Source organism: Pseudoalteromonas sp. MMG013 (assembly GCF_018100885.1).
In the GTDB taxonomy this organism is placed as follows: Bacteria; Pseudomonadota; Gammaproteobacteria; order Enterobacterales; family Alteromonadaceae; genus Pseudoalteromonas; species Pseudoalteromonas aurantia.
Window position 1 is genome coordinate 113317 of sequence record NZ_JAGJEE010000008.1, and the last position, 24148, is coordinate 137464.

General features: G+C 41.4%; 16 protein-coding genes. 11 read left to right on the forward strand and 5 right to left on the reverse strand.

Annotation, left to right across the window (positions count from 1 at the left end; translation table 11 throughout):
* The first annotated feature begins 65 nt into the window (after positions 1 to 65).
* Positions 66 to 1913 carry a M1 family metallopeptidase gene (locus J8L98_RS10485; protein ID WP_210996352.1) on the forward strand — a complete coding sequence of 616 codons (1848 nt, stop codon included), beginning with the start codon at positions 66 to 68 and terminating at the stop codon, positions 1911 to 1913.
* A gap of 32 nt (positions 1914 to 1945) precedes the next feature.
* Here J8L98_RS10485 and J8L98_RS10490 read toward each other — a convergent pair whose 3' ends face one another.
* Positions 1946 to 2584, reverse strand: coding sequence for a DUF2057 family protein (locus tag J8L98_RS10490; RefSeq protein WP_210996353.1), 639 nt, complete (start codon positions 2582 to 2584; stop codon positions 1946 to 1948).
* Between the two features lie 133 nt (positions 2585 to 2717).
* Between J8L98_RS10490 and J8L98_RS10495 the strand changes: the two genes are divergently transcribed.
* The 5 genes from J8L98_RS10495 to J8L98_RS10515 all read left to right on the forward strand — a co-directional run bounded on the left by J8L98_RS10495 (position 2718) and on the right by J8L98_RS10515 (position 13233).
* Positions 2718 to 3089: a histidine triad nucleotide-binding protein gene (locus tag J8L98_RS10495; protein ID WP_210996354.1), complete on the forward strand. Its 372-nt coding sequence runs from the start codon at positions 2718 to 2720 to the stop codon at positions 3087 to 3089.
* 229 nt (positions 3090 to 3318) lie between these two features.
* On the forward strand, positions 3319 to 3975 hold the full coding sequence (locus tag J8L98_RS10500) for a response regulator transcription factor (protein ID WP_192509057.1): 657 nt from the start codon (positions 3319 to 3321) through the stop codon (positions 3973 to 3975).
* Positions 3976 to 4081: 106 nt separating this feature from the next.
* Positions 4082 to 6241, forward strand: coding sequence for an ATP-binding protein (locus tag J8L98_RS10505; RefSeq protein ID WP_210996355.1), 2160 nt, complete (start codon positions 4082 to 4084; stop codon positions 6239 to 6241).
* 176 nt (positions 6242 to 6417) lie between these two features.
* Complete coding sequence (locus tag J8L98_RS10510; protein WP_210996356.1) at positions 6418 to 9756, forward strand: amidohydrolase family protein; 3339 nt, start codon at positions 6418 to 6420, stop codon at positions 9754 to 9756.
* A gap of 186 nt (positions 9757 to 9942) precedes the next feature.
* Positions 9943 to 13233, forward strand: coding sequence for a methyl-accepting chemotaxis protein (locus J8L98_RS10515; protein ID WP_210996357.1), 3291 nt, complete (start codon positions 9943 to 9945; stop codon positions 13231 to 13233).
* Here J8L98_RS10515 and J8L98_RS10520 read toward each other — a convergent pair.
* The 4 genes from J8L98_RS10520 to J8L98_RS10535 form a co-directional block, all read right to left on the reverse strand.
* Positions 13230 to 14039 carry an amidohydrolase gene (locus J8L98_RS10520; RefSeq protein WP_210996358.1) on the reverse strand — a complete coding sequence of 270 codons (810 nt, stop codon included), beginning with the start codon at positions 14037 to 14039 and terminating at the stop codon, positions 13230 to 13232. The genes J8L98_RS10515 and J8L98_RS10520 overlap by 4 nt on opposite strands.
* Entirely contained in the window at positions 14027 to 15121 is a 1095-nt protein-coding gene (locus J8L98_RS10525; RefSeq protein ID WP_247682513.1) for a methionine aminotransferase, read from the reverse strand. The genes J8L98_RS10520 and J8L98_RS10525 overlap by 13 nt, the downstream gene beginning before the upstream one ends.
* A 186-nt stretch (positions 15122 to 15307) precedes the next feature.
* A complete protein-coding gene (locus J8L98_RS10530; protein WP_210996360.1) occupies positions 15308 to 17266 on the reverse strand; it encodes a S9 family peptidase in 1959 nt (652 codons plus the stop codon).
* Positions 17267 to 17684: 418 nt separating this feature from the next.
* The gene (locus tag J8L98_RS10535; RefSeq protein ID WP_210996361.1) at positions 17685 to 19451 is read right to left on the reverse strand and encodes a DUF885 domain-containing protein; all 1767 of its coding nucleotides are present in this window, start codon (positions 19449 to 19451) and stop codon (positions 17685 to 17687) included.
* Positions 19452 to 19774: 323 nt separating this feature from the next.
* On the opposite strand from J8L98_RS10535, the gene J8L98_RS10540 reads away from it, so the two are divergent.
* From J8L98_RS10540 to tatA, 5 genes are all read left to right on the forward strand, one after another.
* Positions 19775 to 20758 carry a GGDEF domain-containing protein gene (locus tag J8L98_RS10540; RefSeq protein WP_210996407.1) on the forward strand — a complete coding sequence of 328 codons (984 nt, stop codon included), beginning with the start codon at positions 19775 to 19777 and terminating at the stop codon, positions 20756 to 20758.
* 112 nt (positions 20759 to 20870) lie between these two features.
* The gene (gene ubiE / locus J8L98_RS10545) at positions 20871 to 21626 is read left to right on the forward strand and encodes a bifunctional demethylmenaquinone methyltransferase/2-methoxy-6-polyprenyl-1,4-benzoquinol methylase UbiE (protein WP_192509212.1); all 756 of its coding nucleotides are present in this window, start codon (positions 20871 to 20873) and stop codon (positions 21624 to 21626) included.
* 8 nt (positions 21627 to 21634) lie between these two features.
* On the forward strand, positions 21635 to 22237 hold the full coding sequence (locus tag J8L98_RS10550) for an SCP2 sterol-binding domain-containing protein (RefSeq protein ID WP_210996362.1): 603 nt from the start codon (positions 21635 to 21637) through the stop codon (positions 22235 to 22237).
* 10 nt (positions 22238 to 22247) lie between these two features.
* Entirely contained in the window at positions 22248 to 23852 is a 1605-nt protein-coding gene (gene ubiB / locus J8L98_RS10555; protein WP_210996408.1) for a ubiquinone biosynthesis regulatory protein kinase UbiB, read from the forward strand.
* 64 nt (positions 23853 to 23916) lie between these two features.
* Positions 23917 to 24144 (forward strand): Sec-independent protein translocase subunit TatA, encoded by a 228-nt coding sequence (gene tatA / locus J8L98_RS10560; RefSeq protein WP_192509066.1) that lies wholly within the window; start codon positions 23917 to 23919, stop codon positions 24142 to 24144.
* Positions 24145 to 24148 lie beyond the last annotated feature (4 nt).

Here is a 24148-nt window from a genome sequence, read left to right on the forward strand (position 1 = left end):
TATAACATAAGCTTATCGTTCACTTTTCACATTAATTTATTACAACAATAATGAGCAAGGATCCTATGAAACTTTCTGCCTTAGCTACCAGCTTCGTATTTGCTGGCCTCTCTCACTCAGCATTGGCAACCCAAGCTGTTGATGAACATACTTACGCCAATCTAAAAGATGTTATCAGTACCCACTTGCATTTAGATCTAGATGTTGATTTTGATGACAAACAGCTGGAAGGCTTCGTCGAACACACTCTTGATTGGCGTAATAGCCAAGCGCGTACCTTGGTACTTGATACGCGCGATCTCGAAATTGATAAAATCATGTATTTAGATGGTAATGGTCAATGGCATAAAGCGACGTTCACCCTAGCAAAACGTGATAGCGTAAAAGGTGCCAAACTAACCATTACCTTTAATACACAAGCTAAAAAAGCGCGCATTTATTACAACAGCTTACCAAAAGCATCTGGTCTACAATGGCTAACGCCTGTACAAACCGCCAGTAAAACTCACCCATTTATGTACAGTCAATCACAAGCAATTCACGCGCGCAGCTGGATCCCTGTGCAAGACACACCTGCAATGCGTGTCACTTACTCAGCACGTATCAACACGCCAAAAGACGTCCGTGCGGTCATGAGCGCTGATAACTCTGGGGCATTTATTAAAGATGGTGATTATTGGTTTGACATGCCACAAGCCATTCCTCCGTACCTTATCGCTATTGGCGCAGGCAACCTTGAATATAAAGAAATGTCTCATCAAACAGCCATTTTTGCGGAGCCACAAATCTTAGATGCGTCAGTTGCTGAGTTTGATGATACACAAGCGATGATCGATAAAACAAATGTCATGTACGGTGAATACGCATGGGGGCGCTATGACTTACTGATGTTACCTCCTAGCTTTCCATTTGGTGGCATGGAAAATCCACGTCTTTCATTCATTACACCAACGGTTGTGGCAGGTGATAAAAGCCTCGTTAATTTAATCGCACATGAGCTGGCACACTCTTGGTCTGGCAACCTTGTAACAAACGCCACTTGGGAAGACCTCTGGTTAAACGAAGGTTTCACCTCTTATGTTGAAAACCGTATCATGGAAGAAGTATTCGGCCGTGAACGTGCAGTAATGGAGCAGGCATTAGATATCGCAGGCCTAAGAGCTCAGTTAAAAAACATCGCCGCGCCTGATACGCGTCTGAACCTAAAACTCAATGGTCGAGATCCAGATGATGCATTTAGCTCTGTACCCTATACAAAAGGGCAATTATTTTTAATCTATCTTGAAGAGAAGTTTGGTCGGGCCAAATTTGACGAATTTGTCAAAGGCTACTTTAGTAAATACTCATTTAAGTCATTAACAACAGCTGAATTTAAGGTTTACTTAAATACTCACCTGTTACAAAAATACCCAGGTATTGTCAGCTTAGAAAAAGCCAATGAATGGATCCATCAACCAGGTCTACCTGTTGATGCGCCAAACCCAACTTCAGATGCATTCATTAATGTCGATAAACTTTCTACGGCATGGCTAAAAGGAGAAGGTACCGTCAATGATTTACCAACAAGTAGTTGGACTGTGCATGAATGGTTGCATTTCATCAATAACTTACCTAGAGATTTAAGCCTAGATCGCATGGCTGAACTTGATAGTGCATTTAACTTAACGACATCCACCAATGCCGAACGCGCTTTTGCGTGGTATATGTTAGGTGTAGGCAATGGCTATAAAGCAATTTACCCTGCACTTGATGAGCATTTATCAGGGATCGGACGTCGTAAACTGATAGTTCCTCTGTATAAAGCACTTGTAAAGAATGGAAAGCGGGAATGGGCACATAAAGTATATACAGCGGCCCGTCCAGGTTATCACCCGCTTGCTCAAGGCACTATTGATGCTATTTTTGCAAAGTAATACCCACTGAGTACACAAATTGATAAGGGCCGTTACCGGCCCTTTTTTATTTTTTCTAAAAATGCCGCGCGCTGCCCTGAACTTGCTTGTTGCCACCAAAAATCGAGCATCGTTGCCGCATCAGGGTGAGAAACGCCCTGCACCGGCTTTTGCGAACCCAATGACGGTGTAGTCAGTCTGGCTTTGGGTTGTGGTTTAGTAGACGCAGCACTTTTTTTGTCATGACTATGTTGTGCAGGCATTGCGGCTATCATGCTTGACTGCGCTAAGCCATTGAGCTTCACGGCAAGCTGTGTTTTCGCATGCGGAGTAACAATGCGCACGACAGGGTTTTTAGCAAATATTTTTGCGGCATCAACGTCTTCAGCCCGCTCAAATGTGACCTGATATACCCCTTGTTCTGTTACATTCAATTCTATCCAGAATGCGTCTGAGTCCACCACTTCGTGTTCATCATAATCAAGCTCATATAAATCACTATATTGGAGCTTCAGTGCATATTGTCCTGGTGCGAGTTCTAATTCCGTAACCTTACTAAACAATGAGTGTTCGATAACATCATTATTAACCTGTAGCGGCAGTAGCTCCTCATTGAACTGAATGGTTGCTGCATGGCCATCTTTTAAAAAAGTAGAAAAAAGTAAGATGCATACGTAGCTTTTTATTCTCATATCACGGTTTCCTTATTTACGTATATTTACAGTTGGCTATTTGACAGTTTGCCTAAACTTTGTCATTAGTGTACACCGTAATTTTTAAATTCTCTGCTAAGTCACGAATAACACATTTTATTAAGGATTATCAATGAGCAATAGTACTATTTTTGACAAAATTATTAACAAGGAAATTCCAGCCGATATTTTATATGAAGATGAATACACGTTGGCATTTAGAGATATCAGTCCGCAAGCGCCATTTCATGTACTTGTAATTCCAAAAACGAAAATTGCAACAATCAACGATGTCACTGAACAAAATTCACACTTAGTCGGCCATTTATATGTCGTAGCTGCTAAACTAGCTAAGGAACATGGGTTTGCCGAAGACGGATATCGTGTCGTCATGAACTGCAACGAAGATGGTGGACAAAGCGTATACCACATTCATTTACATGTCTTGGCAGGTAAAGCATTGGGGTGGCCACCATACACAAATACGAAAAAAGAACTACTTTAAAATATTCCCTGTTAAGGAATGTAAACAAGTAAGTTATTATTTCGAAAACATGAAAAGCCAGCTATATCATAAAGTTATAGTTTGAGTGATGTAATTCATTTGTATTCATAGCGTTATATGTCGATTACATATAGCAAAACTATCTATCGCTTGATGAAAATTCTAATACAAAAGGTCTGAGTCACGTGTTAGCATTGAATCATCAGTTGGAATAAGAGTGTTACCAAAAATGAGCAGTTCTGCCTTTTTGTTATTAGATAAAGAGCCTATTAACACCATAGGAATTAACGTTTTACAGCCATTGCTTAAAACGCAAGGACTAGATGTAACCACAGGTACCGATATAGCAGATGTGCCTGAAGGTACACGCCTATTATTTATAGAAACCGCAACCAATGATGCTTGGAATAAATTAAAAGAACAATTAGTCAGGCTGAAAGTAAGTTGCGATATCATACTATTTAACTTGGACGAGAATCCTGAGCTTGCCAATCGTGCATTACTAAGTGGGATCCGTGGTGTTTTTTATACCACTGATAACGCGGATGTATTAATGAAAGGTATTCGTCTCCTAATGGAAGACCAGCTTTGGTATCGCCGCGAGATCATGTGTAATGCGCTTAATCGTATGTTACAGTTTAACAAAGATGCGCTGCACAAGTTAACTGAAGGTGATATTGAGCCCGTTAAACTCACCAAACGCGAAAAAGCAATTATTTCATTGATGAGTAAGGGGGCTAAAAATAAAGAGATAGCTGAAGATCTCAATATCAGTCCGCACACCGTTAAGACACATTTATATAGCGCATTTAGAAAAACCAAGTGCCGCAACCGTATTGAGTTACTCTCTTGGGCTCAGCAAAATATACCTGATGAAATTCGCTAAATACGAGTGTTAAAATTACAGCCGCTATATGCGGCTGTTTTTGTTTCTTTACTCCGCCCCGTACAGTCTCTATCCTTAACCACAAACCTTCAAAACAATAACAAGAATGTTCGACCCTAAAACACTGTATTTTACTAGTGCCATAATGATGGCAATGATGACCCTACTTAATTTTTTGACTTGGCGGACGAATAAAAGTACACCAGGCACCTTGCTGTACATATTTTATCCCATGGTTTTATTTGCCGCCATAATTGGGTTTTTTATCCATAGCGATATCGAGTCATGGCAAACCATCGGCCTCGCTAATACGCTCTTATTTGCCGCATCCATTATTCACTGCCTCGCCATCTGTCAGTTTCTGAACTATAAAGGCTGGGAGCTAAGACTATTTCTTATCGTCACAGCCTTTTTACTTGCCGCACTCGTGTACTTTAGTGCCGTGGATGATGATTTACGCTGTCGTATCTTCGTGTCTGACCTGCAGCATATTTGCGAAGCAATCTTCTTATTATATCTATTCTTGCGTTTTGCTCGCCCACTTTATCCCAATGGTACTATTGTATACGGTATCGTACTAACGCTAGTTTTAAGCGCTTTTTTAGCCCGTACTGTATTGATGGGAGAGGTCACTACTTTTACACTTCTTGAAGACAATTGGTTTGTTATTACGTTGTTTGTTAACGGGGTATTAGCCCCTATTTTTTATGCCACTGGCATGGCCCTTTTATGTAATGAACGCCGTGAAGATCACTTAAATCAGCTTACTGAAAAAGCCAAAAAAGATCTCGAGATCAGAGGGCTATTTCTGTCCACTATCAGTCATGAGATCCGCACACCGCTCAATGGGATTTTAGGCAGTGCTCAATTGGTTTTAAACCGAACCACAAACCACCGCAACAAAGCGTACTGCGAAGCCATCGTCAATTCAGCAGCATCTCTTAACTTACTCATTGATAAAGTGCTCGATTACGCAAGTTTAGATCAAAGTGATGAGTCCCTTTACGAAGAAGATGTTGAACTCAAAAGTTGGCTCAATAACCTCTGTTTACTATTAAGCCCATTAGCCGAACAAAAGAAACTCAGCTTTGAGCTCATTTACGAGCTTCCTGAACAAGCTTGCTATTATTGCGATCAACAAAAACTCCGCCAAATAATTATAAACTTAGTAGGTAATGCTATTAAATTTACCGATAAAGGGTGTGTCAAAATCCGTGTAGAATTACTTGAAGAAGCGCATATGTCGCATATTGTCCGCTTTAGCGTGATAGATTCAGGGCCAGGTATTGATGAGGAAGACATTAGTAAATTAACCGAACCCTATGTGCAAAGTAGCGCCGGTAAAATCAAAGGTGGTACAGGGTTAGGGTTAGCAATAACCAGTCGATTATTAGATAGACTCGACAGTAAACTCGATATTCTCAGTGAACTCAATAAAGGCAGCTCTTTTAGCTTTGATATACCTTTAACCGTCGGCGAACTTAGCCTTGTTGAGCAACGCCACCATAATACAGATTGCATTACAGGTCTAAACATACTTTTGGTAGAAGATTTAGATTTGAATCAGAAGATTGCCATTGAGTTTATGGCAACTGACGAGCATAAGGTAAAGCTCGCAACCGATGGCGCCAGCGCGATTGAGTTACTGACACAACATCAATTTGATGTGGTGTTGCTTGATATGAACTTACCCGATTTCACTGGCCAAGAGGTGCTCCGTCGACTGCAAACAATTGAGCACAAAAACCAACGCACTCCGTTCCTTGCTTTCACCGCCAGTTTAAGTCCTGATGAAGTCAAAGAGTATTTAGCGCTTGGAATAAAAGACATTGTCGGCAAACCCATTAAGCAGGAAAAACTGCGACAAAAATTAAACGACTCACAGTCCGCACAGAAACCAAGTATGAGTGTGGAACTCACCGATACACTTTATGATGAAACGGCGGTTAGTTCACTAAAAAGTAGCTTTAGCGACGACGAAGTCTCTTCTATCTATAATGAATTTGTGCTGTCTGCGCGAAATAAGCTCATACATATTCAACAAATGCTTTCACAAGATAGTGAACAATGCATACGGTTACTTCATCGACAATCAAGTACCGCAATGCAGCTTGGGTTTAATCGATATGGTTTACTGTTAAAGAAAATTGAACGACGTTTACTTGAAAGAAAATCAAGTGATACCGAGCTTACTCAAGCAATGGCATTATGGCAGCAGAGTTTAGAAGCGTACCTTGATTTTGTAAGAAGAAATACCTTGAACTAGTTTGTAGCGACTAACATAACCATGGTAATACGCATGATTTACCCGCTGTTTAACGGTATTTTCTTACCGTTTATCGCGCATAATCGACATAACAGCCAAATTTAGTCATTCTCACTACTATTAAAGGTTTAATGCTGCGTATTAAACCGACCAATAACGATAATATGGAATTCACAATGGCATTTTTCAAAAAACCACTGACGGCCGCAATCAGCCTCGCGATTCTAGGCACAAGCCTACCGAGCTTAGCGGATACCACAAATACTACTGCCCCAGCAGCACAAGAACGTAAAACAGATACTTGGGATGTATTAAATACTCCGGGCGAAAAGCAAACAATCACCATTGACACCAATCAAACCACATGGAGCAACTTAGATGTTAGCCCTGATGGTAAGCACATTGTCTTTGATATGCTCGGTGATATATACATCATGCCTATCAGCGGTGGGAAAGCAACCGCGGTAACGAATGATATGGGGTGGAATATCCAACCTAAATTCTCTCCAGATGGCAGCAAGATTGCTTTTATTTCTGACCGTGCAGGTGGCGATAACCTGTGGGTAATGGATATCAATGGCGAGAATAAGCGACAAGTGTCAAAAGAAACGAATAATATCGTTCACAACCCAGCATGGGCACCTGACGGACAATATATTGCCGTAAAGCAAGGTCAAGTGACAGGCCGCACTATCCCTGGTGGCTCAATTCGTATGTACCATATCAGTGGTGGTAAAGGCGTGATCGTTCGCGAGCGTTTACATGGTGCTAAATCTCAGAAAAATATCGCAGAGCCTGCGTTCTCAACTGACGGGAAAAAAATATATTACTCTGTTGATGGCACCGCTGGTGTAAGTTGGCAATACAATAAAAATGCACTTGGGACAGTGTTTGAAATCCGTAGCTGGGATTTAGCAACCGCAGAAGAAGAAACGATTGTCAAAGGCGCAGGAGGAGCCATTCGCCCGACACCAAGCCCTGACGGTAAATCTATTGCGTTCGTAAAACGTGTTGATGATGGTAAAGCCATGGCGAGTGCGTTATATGTTAAAAATCTGGAATCTGGGATCGAAACAGAAATTTATGCGGGCTTAGACAGAGATTTACAAGAAGCAAATGGAGCACATGGTAATACCCCTTCTTTTGCATATACGCCTGATGGCAAAGCGCTGGTGTTTTGGGCTGGCGGTGTATTTAGAACGGTAGATATTCAATCTAAAGAAGCACAGGTCATACCCACTCGAATCGTAGCAGAAAAACAAATTACACCTGCATTACGTTTTGCGGTTGATGTTGCTCCTGATAGTTTCAAAATAAAAATGGCTCGTTGGTCACAATTATCACCAAATGGTGAAACGGCACTTTTCCAAGCATTAGGTTATCTATACGTCAAAGATATAGAATCAGGTAAAGTCAGGCGCCTTACAAAACAAACCGATCACTTCGAGTTTTATCCAAGTTATTCACGCGATGGTCAATCGATTGTATACACCGCATGGGATGATAAAACGCTAGGTTCCATTCGCGTTATTTCAGCGAAAGGCGGAAAAGGTAAAGTAATAACCAAGCAACCGGGACATTATATTTCACCGAGCTTTTCACCTGACGGCAAGCATATTTTATATAAGAAAGTAACCGGTGGTTACCTTTTAAATGGTGACTGGTCTATGTCACCTGGAATTTACCTTATTCCAAGTAAAGGCGGTAAAACAAAACGCGTTGTTAAATCCGGTGATAACCCACACTTTGGTGCTGAGTCAGACCGTATTTTCTTCTCTGTTGCAGGTGATACTGACCGAGAACTCAAAAGTGTTAACCTCAATGGGCAAAAAGAGCGCAGCCATTTTAAAGGCGATTACATTTTCGATTTTAAAGTTTCTCCAAATGGCCAATACGTTGCCTTCATTGAACACTTTAATACCTTTGTTGCTCCATTTACCAGCACGGGTAAAACCCTATCTATTAACAAAGGAACCAAATCCTTCCCTGTTAAGCAAGTGTCTAAGTATTCCGGCGATTACCTAAATTGGATAAGTGACAGTAGCGCGCTTACTTGGGCATTCGGCCCAAATTTATATCAGAGAAAACTCACTGATACTTTCGCATTCTTAACGGGCGAAGACATAAAAGCCAAAGAATTAACGGCCCAAGGTATTGATCTCAGTTTTACACAAAAAGCAGATAAACCTCAGGGTACACTGGCACTCGTCGGCGGTACCATAGTCACGATGCGTGATGCTGATAAGCAGCAGGAAATCATCGAAAATGGGGTTGTTGTTATCAAAGAAAACCGCATTGTTGCGGTCGGTAAGCAAGGTGAAGTCACGATTCCAAGCGGTGCAAAAACCCTGGATATCACTGGTAAAACGGTTGTCCCTGGGCTCGTCGATGCTCATGCCCATGGCAGTTACGGAAGCCATGACTTGCAGCCAAAACAAAACTGGAATCAATACTCAAACTTGAGCTTCGGTGTCACAACGATTCACGACCCTTCCAATAATTCATCTGAAGTATTCTCAATGGCTGAGCTGGCCAAAGCAGGTAAAACACTTGCCCCACGTATTTACTCTGTAGGCAGAATTCTTTATGCCGGTAATGCGCCTGGGTATAAAACGCCAATTAGCAACTTAGAAGAAGCGGAGTTCCATGTGAAGCGCTTAAAAGATGCCGGGGCTATCTCAGTGAAAAGCTATAACCACCCTCGCCGTGAAACGCGTCAGCAAGTGCTTGAAGCCGCTAAGAACATGGAAATTATGGTTGTGCCTGAAGGGGGATCTAAGTTCCAGCACAATATGAATATGATTGTGGATGGACATACAGGTGTAGAACACGCCTTACCTATTCCTCATATTTATTCTGATATTGAACAAATGTGGGGGCAAACAGATGTTGGATTTACACCCACTTTTGTGGTGGCTTATGGCGGAATTAAAGGGGAAGACTACTTCTACGAACATACTAATGTATGGGAAAATGAGCGCTTAATGAGCTTCGTACCGGATTATATTGTCAGACCTCGGTCTATTCGACCAGGCCAAGCGCCTGAAAGATTATATAACCACATACTGACAGCTGAAGTTGCAAAACAATTGCGTGACGAAGGTGTCACCGTTCATATTGGCGCTCACGGCCAGCGTGAAGGTTTAGCAGCGCATTGGGAACTTTGGTCAATGGCCCAAGGCGGTTTCACCGCTTGGGAAGCGCTACGAAGTGGTACCATTGATGGTGCAAAATACCTTGGTATGGATCATGACATTGGGACTATCGAAAAAGGCAAACTTGCCGACTTAGCTATCATCGAGGGAGATGTGTTAAGCAATATTCGTCAATCAGAAAACGTGGCATATACGGTTATCAATGGGCGTATTTATGATTCGGCAACGATGAATGAAGTCGGTAACTACGATACTAAACGCGCACCGTTTTTCTTTGAAGGAGGCACTAAAACACAGATGCATCCTGCCACACAAATGTACATGGAAGAAAAAGCACACAAGTATCATTGGAAACACTAATTAATTGTTTCTGAAAATAAAAAGCCACCGATTGGTGGTTTTTTTATGCCATTTAAAAAAGACGCTATTTGCGAAATTAGGCACAAATTTTGTGTGCTTTCACTAGACGTAAACGAGAACTGTTCTACACTTTGCTGCAAAGATACATTTTGTATCAACAAAAATAACGAGAACAAGGAGTGCGCAATGGCCAGTATCAATGCGATTTATCAATCTTTAGACCTGACCAAAAAGCTTATTATTGCATTCTTATTGGTTGCACTTGCTCCCATTGCCGTTGTTATTTCTATGGCGCTATATCACGCCACAGACGCACTTCAGCAACAAGCCTATTCACAACTTGGGGCGGTTGGGGAAATCAAAAAAAGCGCCGTTGAACGCCACTTTAAAGCCGTAAAAAATAAAATGAGTGCGCTTGCACACAACCCATACGCACAAACCGCAGCCCGTGAATTCATTTATGCATTTAGTACACTTGATGGCACCGTTATTATTCCTGACACTTTAACGCAATTTTATCAGAATGAATTCACGACTAAATTTAATACTGAAAACCCGAGTGCAACGTTACCAGATAACTTAATTGATAGTATCAGTGCTGAAGGGCTTATGCTGCAACAACGCTATATTGCAGACAACCCATTTGCACTTGGCGAAAAATCAAAATTGGTAAAAACCGACCATGATGATGATTATGATATGACCCACCAACGTCATCATGAATACTTTTTGAAAGTTGCTGAAATCAATCATTTCTACGATATTTTTATTGTGGATAACGAAACGGGTAACATCGTCTATTCTGTATACAAAGAACTCGATTTTGCCACATCGCTGCTCACAGGGCCTTATGCAAATAGTAACCTTGCTGCTGTATTTCAAAAAGCCCGCTCGTTGAATACCCCCGAACAGTATGCTTTTGTCGACTATCAACAGTACCTCCCCTCATACAATGCCCCAGCAAGCTTTATTGCAGCACCGCTCATCAACACTGGGCATGCACAATCTACACTCATTTTTCAATTATCAATTGATGCGCTGAATGACATCATGACGGAAAGAGAAGGGCTCGGTGAAAGTGGTGAAACTTACTTAGTCGGGCGTGATGGGTTAATGCGTTCAGATTCCTATTTAGACCCTGAAAATCACTCAGTAATAAACTCATTTAAATACCCAAGTAAAGGCGCTATAAATACTGAAGGGTTCCAACGCGCCATCGCAGGAGAGCATGGTCAGAAGCTGATCACCGATTACAACGGACAACCTGTACTTTCCGCTTTCATGCCCATAGATGTGTTAGGATCAGACTGGGCATTGCTTGCTGAAATAGACAAAGCAGAAGCATTTGATGCCGTCACACGATTACGTAATTTGCTCATAGTCGTACTTGTATTCACGATTGCCGTCATCGTGGTTATTGCATTTCTCTTTGCGCGTACGTTAACTCGGCCAGCACATGCTTTAGTTAATACGATGCGCAGAGTTGAACAAGAAGGCGATTTTTCTATTCGTGCCCCCATCGCTTCAAAAGATGAAATTGGGCAATCTGCGCTTGCCTTTAATTCTCTATTAAATGAACTTCAGCAATCAATTTCAGAAACAAACTTAGTCATGAATGAAATGGCATCTGGACGTTTTTCAAAACGAATTAAAGTCCAGTGCAAAGGGGAGTTAGAAACATTAAAGCAAGCAACCAATCATTGTGCAAATAGCTTAGATATTGCGATTGGCGAAATAAATCAAGTTATTAAAGCCATGTCAATCGGACAATTTGACTTGCAACTCACTGCACCTATGTCAGGCGATTTAGATAAACTAAAATCGAATGTAAACCAATCATTGCATTCTCTCAACGGCACTATGAATGCCATTGTGTCTGTTATGGAAAATGTCGAGCATGGTGACTTTAATGGACGCGTCTCTATTGATGCGCAAGGAAAACTCGGTCAGTTAAAAGATTGCGTAAATAACTCTATTTTCAGCGTGTCAGGTGCCATTGATGAAATAAGTACAGTGATGGGCGCTATTCGCCAAGGCGACTTCTCACAACGTATTGATATCCCATTAGAAGGTCAGCTCAATGCTCTAAAAGATAATGTAAACGTCAGTGTCGACAACCTCGCAGTTATCATCAAAGACATTAGTACAATAATGGCTGCAATGAGTAAAGGTGACTTTAAACAAAGTGTACAGTGCCCAGCTCAAGGTCAGTTAGGGCAACTTAAAGACGATATAAATACCTCTATTCACGGCCTTGATAAAGCAGTGAGTGAAATTTCTTCAGTCATGATGGCAATTAGCCACGGTCGCTTTGACCGCACAATCACCTCGGCTATGCCAGGCCAACTTGATACCCTAAAATCCGATATAAATAACTCTGTCGGTAATTTAAACCAAGTTATTGAAGAACTCGCCGCGGTGATGGCAGCAATGTGCAAAGGCAATTTCAACTTAAAGATACAATCGCCGCTACAAGGACAACTGCAACAACTTAAAGAAGATGTAAATACGTCTATTACTACAATTTCTGATGCAATAAGTGAAGTGACGCATGTACTCAGTGCTGTGTCTCAGGGCAAGCTAACCGACTCTATTTCAGGCAATTATGATGGCGTTTTCTTAGTACTAAAACAGGATGTCAATACCACTATCAGTAAGTTAACCGAAGTGATAGAGGGCATACAGTTATCAGCAAGCCACGTATCGCAAAGTGCAGGAGAGATTGCTGCCAGTAATACTGAAATTAGTGCCAGAACAGAAGAGCAAGCCGCTAATTTGGAAGAAGCCAGTGCGAGTACAGGCCACATTCTCAGTGAAATAACGGCTGTAGCCAAACAATCGGGTAATGCCGTAGAACTATCAAACGATGCCCAAAATATAGCACTAGAAGGTGGTGAGCTTTCAAAAGAAACCGTCATAGCAATAGAAGAAGTCAATGGCGCAAGTAAAGACATCAATGAAATTGTGTCGGTCATCGATGGTCTCGCGTTTCAAACCAATTTATTGGCTTTGAACGCGGCAGTTGAAGCCGCTCGAGCTGGTGAACATGGAAGAGGGTTCGCAGTTGTTGCTAACGAAGTCCGAGAGCTTGCTGGGCGAAGCGCAGCATCAGCCAAGCAGATCAAAAACATCATTGCTAATAGTAATCAAAAAGTAGACCAAAGCACCGATATGGCAAATAGCTCTGGTCATAAACTCGAACAAATTGTCGACGCGGTTTCCAAAGTTAATAACACCATTGTCAAAATAAACCAATCAACGATCACACAACAACAAGCAATTAAAGAAGTTGACTTGGTTGTGCAACGACTGACTGATTTAATTCAAGAAAATTCAGCGATAACTGAAGAAACAATGGCGGCAGCGAAACAGATGGCTGATCAAGCAAATCAAATGCGCCGCTTGTTAGGTTACTTCTCGTTAAGTAAGCAAAGTGCAGACAATACGCAATTACTCATCCATCAATATAATCGCTAACTCAACTTAAATTCGTCGGCATCTAAATGGGCAGGGAAAGCTGCCCTAAATGCTTCTAACTGGTTTTTCACTAAGTGAACGAATGCGACCGCAGTCTGATTATCTGGTAATTGCATAATAGCTTCCCCCTTAAAATTATATGCAGCACTGCCCCCACTGTGGGCAACTTGATTACCATCTACACCAACTCGATTACAACCCAAGACATAACATTGATTTTCCATTGCTCTGGCCATCAATAATGTATCCCAAACATGACGCCGTGCTGCAGGCCAGTTTGCGACATTAACCATAACATCGTAGTCATTCCTATTACGTTGGAATACAGGAAACCGCAAGTCGTAACACACTTGGGGTAATATTCTAAAGCCGTTAATAGTAAAAACTTGTCTCGCTTGTCCCGCTTCGACATAGTCTCCTTCGTTACCCAATCGAAACAAATGCCGCTTATCATAATGCATCACAGTACCATCTGGTTTTACCCAATAAAGCCGATTTACCTGCTTGGCACCCATTTGTACTAATACAGACCCCGCAACCACCGCTTGACAGTGCTGAGCACACTGAATTAGCCACTGCAGTATAGGTCCGCCTTTTGGTTCGCTGATCCCTTCATCAACCGCGAAACCCGTTGCAAAAGTCTCTGGCAATAAAATTAAATCAACCTTGTTTTTTGGTTCACTTAAACTTTCTGTTAATAGCGCCTGCAAAGCGGTAAAATTCATTTGTGGCTGTAACCAAACAATATCATGTTGTACCACCGCAACTCGTAATTCAGTGCCCTTTGAATCATTTATAATTGACATAGTTTCTCCGCTGCGATTAATAACGTAGCCGTTTCTTTTGCAAAACACAGTCGGATCACTTTGTCTGACGACCCCTGTGCATAAAATACGCTCAGAGGTATTGCAGCTACCCCCACTTCTTTCACTAAATACTCACAAAATGCCACATCATCTAATGAGGAGATTTCACTGTAATCCAGTAATAAAAAATACGTCCCTTCACTTGGCAGCACACGAAAGCGACTGGTTGATAAGGCATCGATTAAACAGTCTCGTTTTATTTGATAAAACTGGGCCAATTCATCAACATGTTGACCTTGCTCCGCGAGCATATCGGTTAAAGCCAATTGTGCAGGCGTAAAGCTTGAAAACGTCACATACTGATGAATTTTTCTAAATTCATCCGTTAAGTGCGTAGGTGCAATACAGTAGCCCATTTTCCAACCAGTACAATGGAACGTCTTGCCAAAGCTAGAGACCACAAAACTGCGACTTAACAACTCAGGATCACGTAACACACTCAAATGAGGCTGATTATCAAAGGTAATATGCTCATATACTTCATCACTTATCAGATAAAGTTCATATTGCATAACCAGCTTTTTCAACTGGGTGAGATCTGCCAACTTGAGTGTTTTAGCACTCGGGTTATGGGGGGTATTAATCACTATTGCACGAGTTTTTTCACTCATGAGCTGATGTACCTGTGACCAATCAATTGCATAATCCGGCGCATGTGTTGCCACATGTACCGCTTTACCTCCTGCTAACTCAATGGCAGGTTGGTAAGAATCGTAAGCAGGGTCAAAGACGATCACTTCATCACCTGGATGTATAATCGTTTGAATTGCAACAAATAGTGCTTCCGTTGCCCCTGACGTAATGGTTACCATCTGCTCAGCATCTATCTTTGTATGATAACGCCGCTTCACCAATTCACCTATTTGCAGTTGCAGTGGCTTTATACCTGGCGAAGGCGAATATTGATTAAACCCCTGTGCACTATAATCCGCTAGTTTCGCTTTTAATAATTCAGGGGTATCAAACTCGGGAAAACCTTGAGACAAATTAATGGCTGAATACTGGTTAGCCAACCCTGTCATTTTACTAAAAATACTTATTTCAAGATCCGGTAACTTACTCTGCACGGCTCTCTCCAGTTATACTTAATATTGTTATTAAAATAAGGAGTTAGTTACTATAAGTGACAAGTACATTTAAACCAAACAACGTCACACCCCCCTATCTAGCTATAAATAAAGGCGACCTAAGTCGCCTTTATTTATATATCATAATTTTAGATGCGCATCTAAAAATGCGAGTATGCGTTCATAGTATTGTGCACGATGCTTCGCTTTATAAAATCCGTGTCCCTCACTTTCTAGTAACATAAACTGGTAAGGATGCTTGGCTTTTTCCAACGCCTCTATCAGTGACTCAGCCTGTTCAATCGGCGCTCTCTTATCTTCACCCCCATGCACTATTAGCACAGGCGCTTTTAGCTTCTCAATATTATGGCTTGGAGAAAAGTCTTTTAATTGCTGCTGATCGTCCCCCAAAACGCGAGCCAAATAGCTTCTCCCTGTTTTACGCCCCGCGACATCCCCCTCTTTAAACGTCAACGGTAAATCATACACACCAACAACACCAATAGCGCACTTGAACAAATCAGGCTCAATAATCGCGCTTTGTAGCGCCGAGTAACCGCCAAAGCTTGCTCCCATAATGCACATATTACTCGCGTCGGCATATCCTTGTTTGATCACATACTGAGTGCCATCAATGATGTCATGTTGTATATCACTTCCCCACTTGCGGTATCCTGCTACTTCAAAATTTCGGCCATATCCACCTGAACCGCGAAAGTTTACTTTCAGTACTGCCATACCTCGACTTGCTAATAACTGACTTTCAACATCAAATCGCCAATAATCTCTTGTCCTATGAGGTCCACCATGTGGCATCACTACCAGTGGCAGATTTTTTGCTTCCTTTCCTTTTGGCAAAGTCAGGTAGCCACGAATTTCAACACCGTCGCGAGCGGTGAATTTTATCGGTTTCGTTTCTGCCATTTTATCAGTAGGTAGCCAGCCCCTTTCGGAAAATAAAAAGCTCAGCTTTTTCTTTTCGCCATCATATAGATAATATTGCCCCGGGTTTTGATCACTCCAAACGTAAGCAATACTGCGCTTACCATCCTTACTGCTACTGATTAAATGTACTTGGCTATTAGGAAACGTCGCCAATAATGACTTTAACGTGCGGCTGCCTTGCGAATTACTATCTGTAAATGCGTAACTCGGATACCCAGACTCTAATTCAATCGCAATGACTTCTTTGCTAATGCTATCAGTCCAAACCGTTGAAGGTGATACCTCATCATCTTGAAACACCTTGGTCGTTACACCCGTTGTTAAATCAAGCTTGTAAATGCCTTGCGGGCCCCCAGATTCAGACGCCCCTATTAACGCGTATTTACCTGATTTATCGAATGACCATGGCGTGACGTCTTGTAAAGAAGTATTACTTAGAGGCAGAGCACGCCATTTATCGCCACGCTTATCTCTAATATGAATAGACTGGTTTATATAATTATCAGTAGAAACGACAACACGTACATTCCCTTGATGGTCGGTTACATAACGGCCCATTTTTGAAGGTGATCCTGCAACACGCTTACGATGTCCATTGTGAATATTGACTCGGTACACGACTGTTTTGGGCTCTTTAACCATACGCCATGGGTACGTCACGATTAGAATATGATCTTCATCATCGGGGAGGCTATCTAATACATAAGAAGTGCCGTTTAAAGGGGGGACTTTTTTAATCGCCGAACCAGTTTGCATTTCACCTTGATACCCAACCACATAACGCTGTCGTTTACCGTCCCAGTTCATAGCATACAGTTCGCCTCGATATTCTGGGTGGGCAGACCAGCCCCTCAAATATTGCTTTTCCGCAACCAGCCTCTTGTTGCTTGCCCAAACATAAGCACCAACTTGTCCATTGCCACTAAAGCTAATTCCGCTAACTATTTTATTATCTTTCAGGTCAAGAATATAAAGGTTATTCTTGCCTTCAACTTTAGAAATAAAACTGAGGTACTTGCCATTGGGAGAAATTTGCACCTGTCGGTACGCAAAATCCTTACTAAAATCTGCCACAGAAATAATTTCGCCAGCATGTGTCCATTTGGCACTACTTAATATCAAAATTAAGCAACATACTTTAAATAATATTTTCATTGTTCATCCATTAATTTATTACAGGCGATCCTATACCAGAGATAACGCATTATTCAATAAATTGCTGACGATAACATCTATTTATTCTGTCGCAACCTCACTAAAAACCAAACTCGTATATTAGCCACTGGTTTTATTACATATCAAGATAAATATAAGACATATTTTTAAGTAGGCAGTGTCATGCACGTTCTGATTGGTTAAATTCAGAATAATTTAGCAGCGTTCAATTAACCTATATATTATGGACAACTCTTATGATGGGTAAAAACTTGATAACGGGATCAGCTCATGGAAATAAGGCATACCGCCCATTTAATCGCAAATTTATTTGGCCAACTTAACCTTGATGAAAAGATGGCCCCTTTCGTGGCCATCTAACAGTATCTAACAGTATCTAACAGTATCTAACAGTGTACTAACCTTGTTGTTTTGCCTGTTCTGCCTGAATATAAAGGCGCACCTGCTCTTCTAAAACAAATAAAGGGACCGAACCGTGGCGCAATACTTGATGATGAAACTCACGAATATCAAACTCTTGACCAAGCGCTTCTTCGGCTTCCTGGCGTAACCGTTTAATCGTTAACTCACCAATTTTGTAAGACAAAGCTTGCCCAGGCCAAGAAATATAACGGTCCGTTTCAGTTTTTATATTGTGTAAAGAGAGCGCGCTATTGTCTTTCATAAAATTCATGGCTTGCTCTCGACTCCAACCAAACATATGCATACCAGTATCAACCACTAGCCGTGCTGCGCGCCACATTTCATACGTTAAACGGCCGAAGTTACTATATGGATCCTTATAAAAACCCGCTTCAAGCCCTAAATATTCAGAATATAATCCCCAACCTTCACCAAAAGCCGAAATATACGTATTGCGACGATAACCTGGTAAATAATCCAATTCAGCATTCAACGCAATTTGTAAATGATGGCCTGGCACCGCTTCATGCAAAGTCAATGCTTCCAGCACATACAAAGGGCGTTTATCTAGTGCATAAGTATTTACCCAATAAAAACCAGCTTCATCATCTTTGCTCGCACCGCTGTATCTACCAGTTGTATATTTAGGCGCAATGCTTGCCGGAACGGGCTCTACACCATACGGCCTGCGAGGTAGTGTATGAAACAGCTTTGGTAATTGTGCATCCATTTTCTTGGCAATAAAAGCGGCTTCTTTTAACAGTTGTTCTGGTGTGGTTGCATAAAATTGTGGATCCGTTCTCAAAAAGTCGACAAATTCAGCAAATGTCCCTTCAAACCCACTCTCCTGAATGACGTTTTGCATTTCAGAACGAATACGAGCAACTTCTTGCAATCCCAATTCATGGATTTCCTTTGCCGTCATGTCTGTCGTTGTATAATGGCGAACACGATTTGCATAATACGACTCGCCATTTTTCGTGGCTGAAATACCAATCTCTTCTCTTGCGGCAGGGCGGTATTCATCCACAAAAAAGCGTAAATAATTTTGATACGCAGGAAGCACCTGTTCAGTAATAATGTCTTGTGCACGTTGTTGCAACTTTTCAAAATCAGCTGCTGGTAGCTTCGCAGAATTCACTAAAAATGGCGCATAAAACTCAGAATCAACGACGTTAGGCACGATGAACGCAGTAATAGACTCTTCATAGCCCGCAAGCACAACTTTAGGCTGGGTCATGCCAACTTGTACACCCTTTTTCATCCACATTATATTTTGTGCAAAATAGCGAGGGATTTGCTGTAATCGACTTAAATACAACTCATAACCAGATAGCTTCGCAAAGTCATGCCCAGCAACCATAGAAGACATGCTGGAATGGAAGCCGTATTCTGACGTCAACGGTATGTAATGGCTATGAAAGCGATACTGATCAACTTGATTTTGAATTTGCGCACGCAAAATGGTGTGATTAATCCGGTTGTCGTCACTCATTTTGGTTAAAGGAAGCTTATCCAACTCATGCAAAAACTGTACATTACGATGATAATTTTTTGCTAAACTTTCAGCAGATAAGTCAGGTAGCAACGGTGCCCCATTTGTCTGCGTTCTCGCATACGCATTGTTACTTTTGCGAGTTGTTTCCACTTCTTGAGCAATATGAGTAAACTGCGCATCAACATTAACAGGCGTTAATTGGCATGCAGACAAACAAAGAGCTAATAACGAAATAGACGTGTAGTTGATTAACGTTTTTCTCACTCGAAAGCCTTATTATATTTTTATCTTCAGTCACTGTAGCTAAGCAAGCTCATTATTCGCAACTAATTTCGACAGACTTCATAATTTACATTAGTGCAAAAATACAACAAACCCAGCCTTTATGATTATAAAATCAGCAAATAAACAAATATAAATCATTTTTCTATTTCCAAAGTGGCCATTTTGCTTTTAAATACGTGATTGACTCAGTAATGTAGTCTTCAATGTAGGGACGCAATTCTGAAGCTCAAGGATATCAAGATTACTTACATACTTTTCGCTGACTTATTATTGCGGTAAATGAAATGATATTCCATGATCCTATGGCTGTTGCACAGGAAAAAATGACCAAAGTCTGCCTCTTTTTAGAGCAACACCATTTACCGCCTACGCCGTTAAATTATCAGGTAACGTACACCTATATTAGCAAGTCTGATACGGAGCTCAATGCAGCACTTGATAGCATCTTAAATAGCGGACAAAAAATAGATAGCATTTACTTAGAGCAACTCTACTTTGAGTACATAAATCAGGGTCATCAAGAAGAAGCAGCCATGCTAAAAAACGTGGATGGGATCCTATCAAGCTTACATAACTCCACCCGTAACTCACAACGTAATATCAATCAGTTTTCTGAACAACTGCACCACTGCGTCCACTCTTTAGATGAGCACAATATTGAAAAGAGTAAGCGTGCGCTGATGCTTTTATCTAAACAAGCTGATGCTTTGCGACAGCAACAGGTGCAATTTAAAGCCACCCTTAAAAATGCCCGTTTAATGCATAAAAAGACGCAACAGCAATTGCTTAAGCTGCGCAAGCAACACATTATCGACACCCAAACTGGCATGTACAAACGCCATTATTTAAATCAGCAAACACAACTGTGGCTACAACAAAATAAGCCTCTGTGTGCTATCGCAATACAAGTAGAAAACATCGACGAGTTCTCGAATAAATACGGCGATGCCATTGCTGAAGTGGTGCTCAATCGTGTTGCTAGGAAAATTCAAAAATATGTCTTTGAAAGCGGTTTACCCGGCAGGACTGGTAAAAATGAGTTTACCGTATTATTACCTGATGTAGAGCCTGAAACGGCACTCGTGATCGCAGACAAAGTACTAAAAGGCGTCGAAAAACTGAAATTTGTGAGCTCAAAAAGCCCGCTTGAGTTACCCAGTGTGCAATTATCTTTGGGTATCGTTAAACAGCAGCAAGAGGCTGACTTTACGACATTAGCCCGTAAGGCAGCACAAGCGGCTCACAAAGCCCTTACCCTTAATCAGGCCTACTATATTCCCTCATAGTCTGAAATTTCTTCGCTATTATAAGATAAAATCCTACCCTTATGAATTGCACGTGAGTCACGCGATCAAGTACACTAAGCGCATCATAATGTTAAGCCTAACTGAGAAAACAATGAAAGAGTCACCACAAGATACTGCTGATTTTGGTTATAAAACCGTTGATCGTGAAGAAAAGGCTTCTCTCGTCGCCGATGTATTCCACTCAGTTGCAGCAAAATATGACATTATGAATGATTTGATGTCGTTTGGAGTCCATCGACTTTGGAAACGTCAAGCAATTGCTTGCTCCGGCGTACGAAAAGGCCATAAAGTATTGGATTTAGCAGGTGGTACCGGTGATTTAACGGCTAAATTCAGTCAGCTAGTGACTGAGTCTGGTCAAGTTATTCTTGGTGACATTAACGATTCAATGCTTAAAGTTGGTCGTGATAAGCTACGTGACTTGGGCTTAGTCGGCAATATCGAATACGTGCAAATGAACGCGGAAGCACTGCCATTTCCTGATAACTCTTTTGATGTGATTACCATTGCTTTTGGGCTGCGTAATGTCACTGATAAAGATGCCGCATTGCGCTCTATGTATAGAATACTCAAACCCGGTGGTCGCTTATTAGTGCTGGAATTCTCAAAAACCAATAATGAAGCGCTCTCTAAGCTCTACGATTTATATTCATTTAACCTACTACCAACTATGGGGAAAATCATCGCTAATGACAGTGAGTCATATCGCTATTTGGCCGAGTCAATTCGTATGCACCCAGATCAAGAAACACTCAAGAGTATGATGGAAGAAGCCGGTTTTGAACAAACCAGTTATCAGAACATGACCGGCGGTATTGTGGCGCTTCATCGCGGCTTTAAATACTAAGGGTACGTATGATTGAGGTCGTTGCAAGTGCCATCGTCGAGTCATGTTTGAATCGCTTGCTCATTTTAGAGCCCGAATTAACAAGGTCTCTGGAAAACTGTAAACATAAAGTGATCGCCGTTGAATTACGCGATTGGCAGCACACCTTCGCGTTCACTTACGTAGGCCATCAATTTATGGTATTCAGTCAATATCAAGAACATGCAGACTGTCATATCAGCGCCAGCTTAGAAACTTTAACCAAGCTCACTAACCCTAGTTTGCTCACGCAACTCATTCGACAAGAGAAACTAGATTTAGAAGGTGATTTGCAACTTGCGCAAAACTATAGCTCAGCCTTTTCAAACATACATATTGACTGGGCAGAACATCTATCTCGCTACATTGGTGATGCACCAGCACAACAGGTGATAAACAGTACCCAAAAAGCCCATGTCCAAGGCAAAACGATTGGCAGCTCATTTAAGTCAACAGTCACACAATTATGCCAAGATGAACTCAAAGTGACCATTCACCCTTTAGAGCTTGAACAATACAAAATGCATACCCGACATATAAAAAATCAAGCAGCTCAATTAGAGCAGCGTATTCAACTCTTACTTAACCGCTGAGGAGCGAATGTTGGCAGTTGCTCGTTTATATCAAATAACTCAAACCTTACTGCAATACGGTTTAGATGATCTCATCCCAAAAAATAAGCAACCTTGGTATGGAAAGCTTGCAAGAAAAAGTTTGTTTTGGTTAAAAAACAAACACCCCGATAAATCCATTGGTCAAAGGTTAAGACTCTCACTGGAAACTCTTGGACCCGTATGGATAAAGTTTGGGCAAATGTTATCGACCAGACGAGATTTACTCCCCCAAGAAATTGCAGAAGAACTAGCGCAGTTGCAAGACAAAGTGCAACCATTCTGTGGCCAACAAGCGCAAAGGTTAATCGAGCAAGCACTACAGATAGATGATATTAGCGAACTATTTAGTGAGTTTGATCAAACCCCACTGGCTTCTGCTTCTATAGCGCAAGTACATACTGCTCGCTTACATACCCACGAGCAGGATAAAGACGTTGTTATCAAGGTCATCCGTCCTAATATCGAACAACAAATTGAAGCGGATCTTGCATTAATGACTCGGTTCGCCAGCATGCTTGTTAAAGTCGTGAGCCAAAGCAGACGCTTACGCCCAGTAGAGGTGGTCAAAGAATACAAAAAAACACTGCTTGATGAGCTTGACTTACTGCGTGAAGGTGCGAATGCATTACAGTTACGTCGTAATTTCTCTGACTCAGATTCTTTATATATCCCAGAGATATACAGTGATCATTCGCGTAAGAACGTCCTCGTTATGGAGCGTATCTACGGCATCCCCGTTTCAGATACTGACGCTCTATTAGCGCAAGGTACTAATATGAAGTTGTTGGCTGAAAGAGGTGTCGAAGTATTCTTTACTCAAGTGTTTAGGGACAGTTTTTTCCATGCAGATATGCACCCAGGTAATATTTTTGTCTCTACACACACACCGCACAACCCTAAGTACATTGGTATTGATTGCGGAATAGTAGGTACACTCAACAAAGAAGATAAACGCTATTTAGCTGAGAACTTTATTGCCTTCTTTAATAGAGATTACCGTCAGGTAGCGCAGCTTCATGTTGATTCGGGCTGGGTCCCCGCCGATACTTGCGTCGAAGAATTTGAGTTTGCCATTCGTACTGTATGTGAACCTATATTTAATAAACCATTGGCTGAGATTTCATTTGGCCATGTATTAGTAAACTTATTTAATACGGCCAGACGTTTCAACATGGAAGTACAACCCCAGTTGGTGCTATTACAAAAAACACTACTGTACGTTGAAGGGTTAGGCCGCCAACTTTATCCTCAACTTGATTTATGGCAAACAGCCAAACCATTTTTAGAACAATGGGTCAAAGACCAGGTAGGACCTTGGTCAGTACTCAAGCAAGTGTATGCTAATTTACCCTTTTGGGCTGAAAAAATGCCTGAATTACCCGATTTGATATATCAAACACTGAGACAAAAGAATCAAAATGTCATGGCAGTAACGCCAAAACAAAATACCAAGCCACTCTTACTTGGTATGCTTGCTTGCAGCGCAGCAATTACCGCAGGTTTGTTCTATCTCGCTCATGACTGGTTTGCGGCGGGCGTCAGTTTATCTATTGCAAGCGTACTATTTCTCAGTGCATGGCGTAAAACAGGATGATATTTTATACACTCTGCGTATAATCATTTTTTAACGAGTTAAATTCATTATCAATGAGGTAAGTATGGGTTTCGGTGGCATCAGTATTTGGCAACTTCTAATCATTTTAGCCATTATAGTACTTTTATTCGGCACTAAAAAACTGCGTGGTATTGGTGGTGACTTGGGTAACGCTGTCAAAGGCTTTAAAAAAGCCGTGTCTGATGACGAAGCACAACCGACTGAACAGTTAAAAGACCAAACACAACAAAAAACACAAGAAGCACAAGAAAAACCAAAGGATAAGGTCTAACCGT

Excerpts from the sequence above, each read along its gene's own strand:
- J8L98_RS10515 (WP_210996357.1), top strand. The coding sequence starts at position 9,943 with ATGGCCAGTATCAATGCGATTTATCAATCTTTAGACCTGACCAAAAAG.
- J8L98_RS10540 (WP_210996407.1), top strand. The coding sequence starts at position 19,775 with ATGGCTGTTGCACAGGAAAAAATGACCAAAGTCTGCCTCTTTTTAGAG.
- J8L98_RS10525 (WP_247682513.1), bottom strand. The coding sequence starts at position 15,121 with ATGACAGGGTTGGCTAACCAGTATTCAGCCATTAATTTGTCTCAAGGT.
- ubiE (WP_192509212.1), top strand. The coding sequence starts at position 20,871 with ATGAAAGAGTCACCACAAGATACTGCTGATTTTGGTTATAAAACCGTT.
- J8L98_RS10500 (WP_192509057.1), top strand. The coding sequence starts at position 3,319 with ATGAGCAGTTCTGCCTTTTTGTTATTAGATAAAGAGCCTATTAACACC.
- tatA (WP_192509066.1), top strand. The coding sequence starts at position 23,917 with ATGGGTTTCGGTGGCATCAGTATTTGGCAACTTCTAATCATTTTAGCC.
- J8L98_RS10490 (WP_210996353.1), bottom strand. The coding sequence starts at position 2,584 with ATGAGAATAAAAAGCTACGTATGCATCTTACTTTTTTCTACTTTTTTA.
- J8L98_RS10520 (WP_210996358.1), bottom strand. The coding sequence starts at position 14,039 with ATGTCAATTATAAATGATTCAAAGGGCACTGAATTACGAGTTGCGGTG.
- J8L98_RS10505 (WP_210996355.1), top strand. The coding sequence starts at position 4,082 with ATGTTCGACCCTAAAACACTGTATTTTACTAGTGCCATAATGATGGCA.
- J8L98_RS10530 (WP_210996360.1), bottom strand. The coding sequence starts at position 17,266 with ATGAAAATATTATTTAAAGTATGTTGCTTAATTTTGATATTAAGTAGT.
- J8L98_RS10495 (WP_210996354.1), top strand. The coding sequence starts at position 2,718 with ATGAGCAATAGTACTATTTTTGACAAAATTATTAACAAGGAAATTCCA.
- J8L98_RS10510 (WP_210996356.1), top strand. The coding sequence starts at position 6,418 with ATGGCATTTTTCAAAAAACCACTGACGGCCGCAATCAGCCTCGCGATT.
- J8L98_RS10485 (WP_210996352.1), top strand. The coding sequence starts at position 66 with ATGAAACTTTCTGCCTTAGCTACCAGCTTCGTATTTGCTGGCCTCTCT.
- J8L98_RS10550 (WP_210996362.1), top strand. The coding sequence starts at position 21,635 with ATGATTGAGGTCGTTGCAAGTGCCATCGTCGAGTCATGTTTGAATCGC.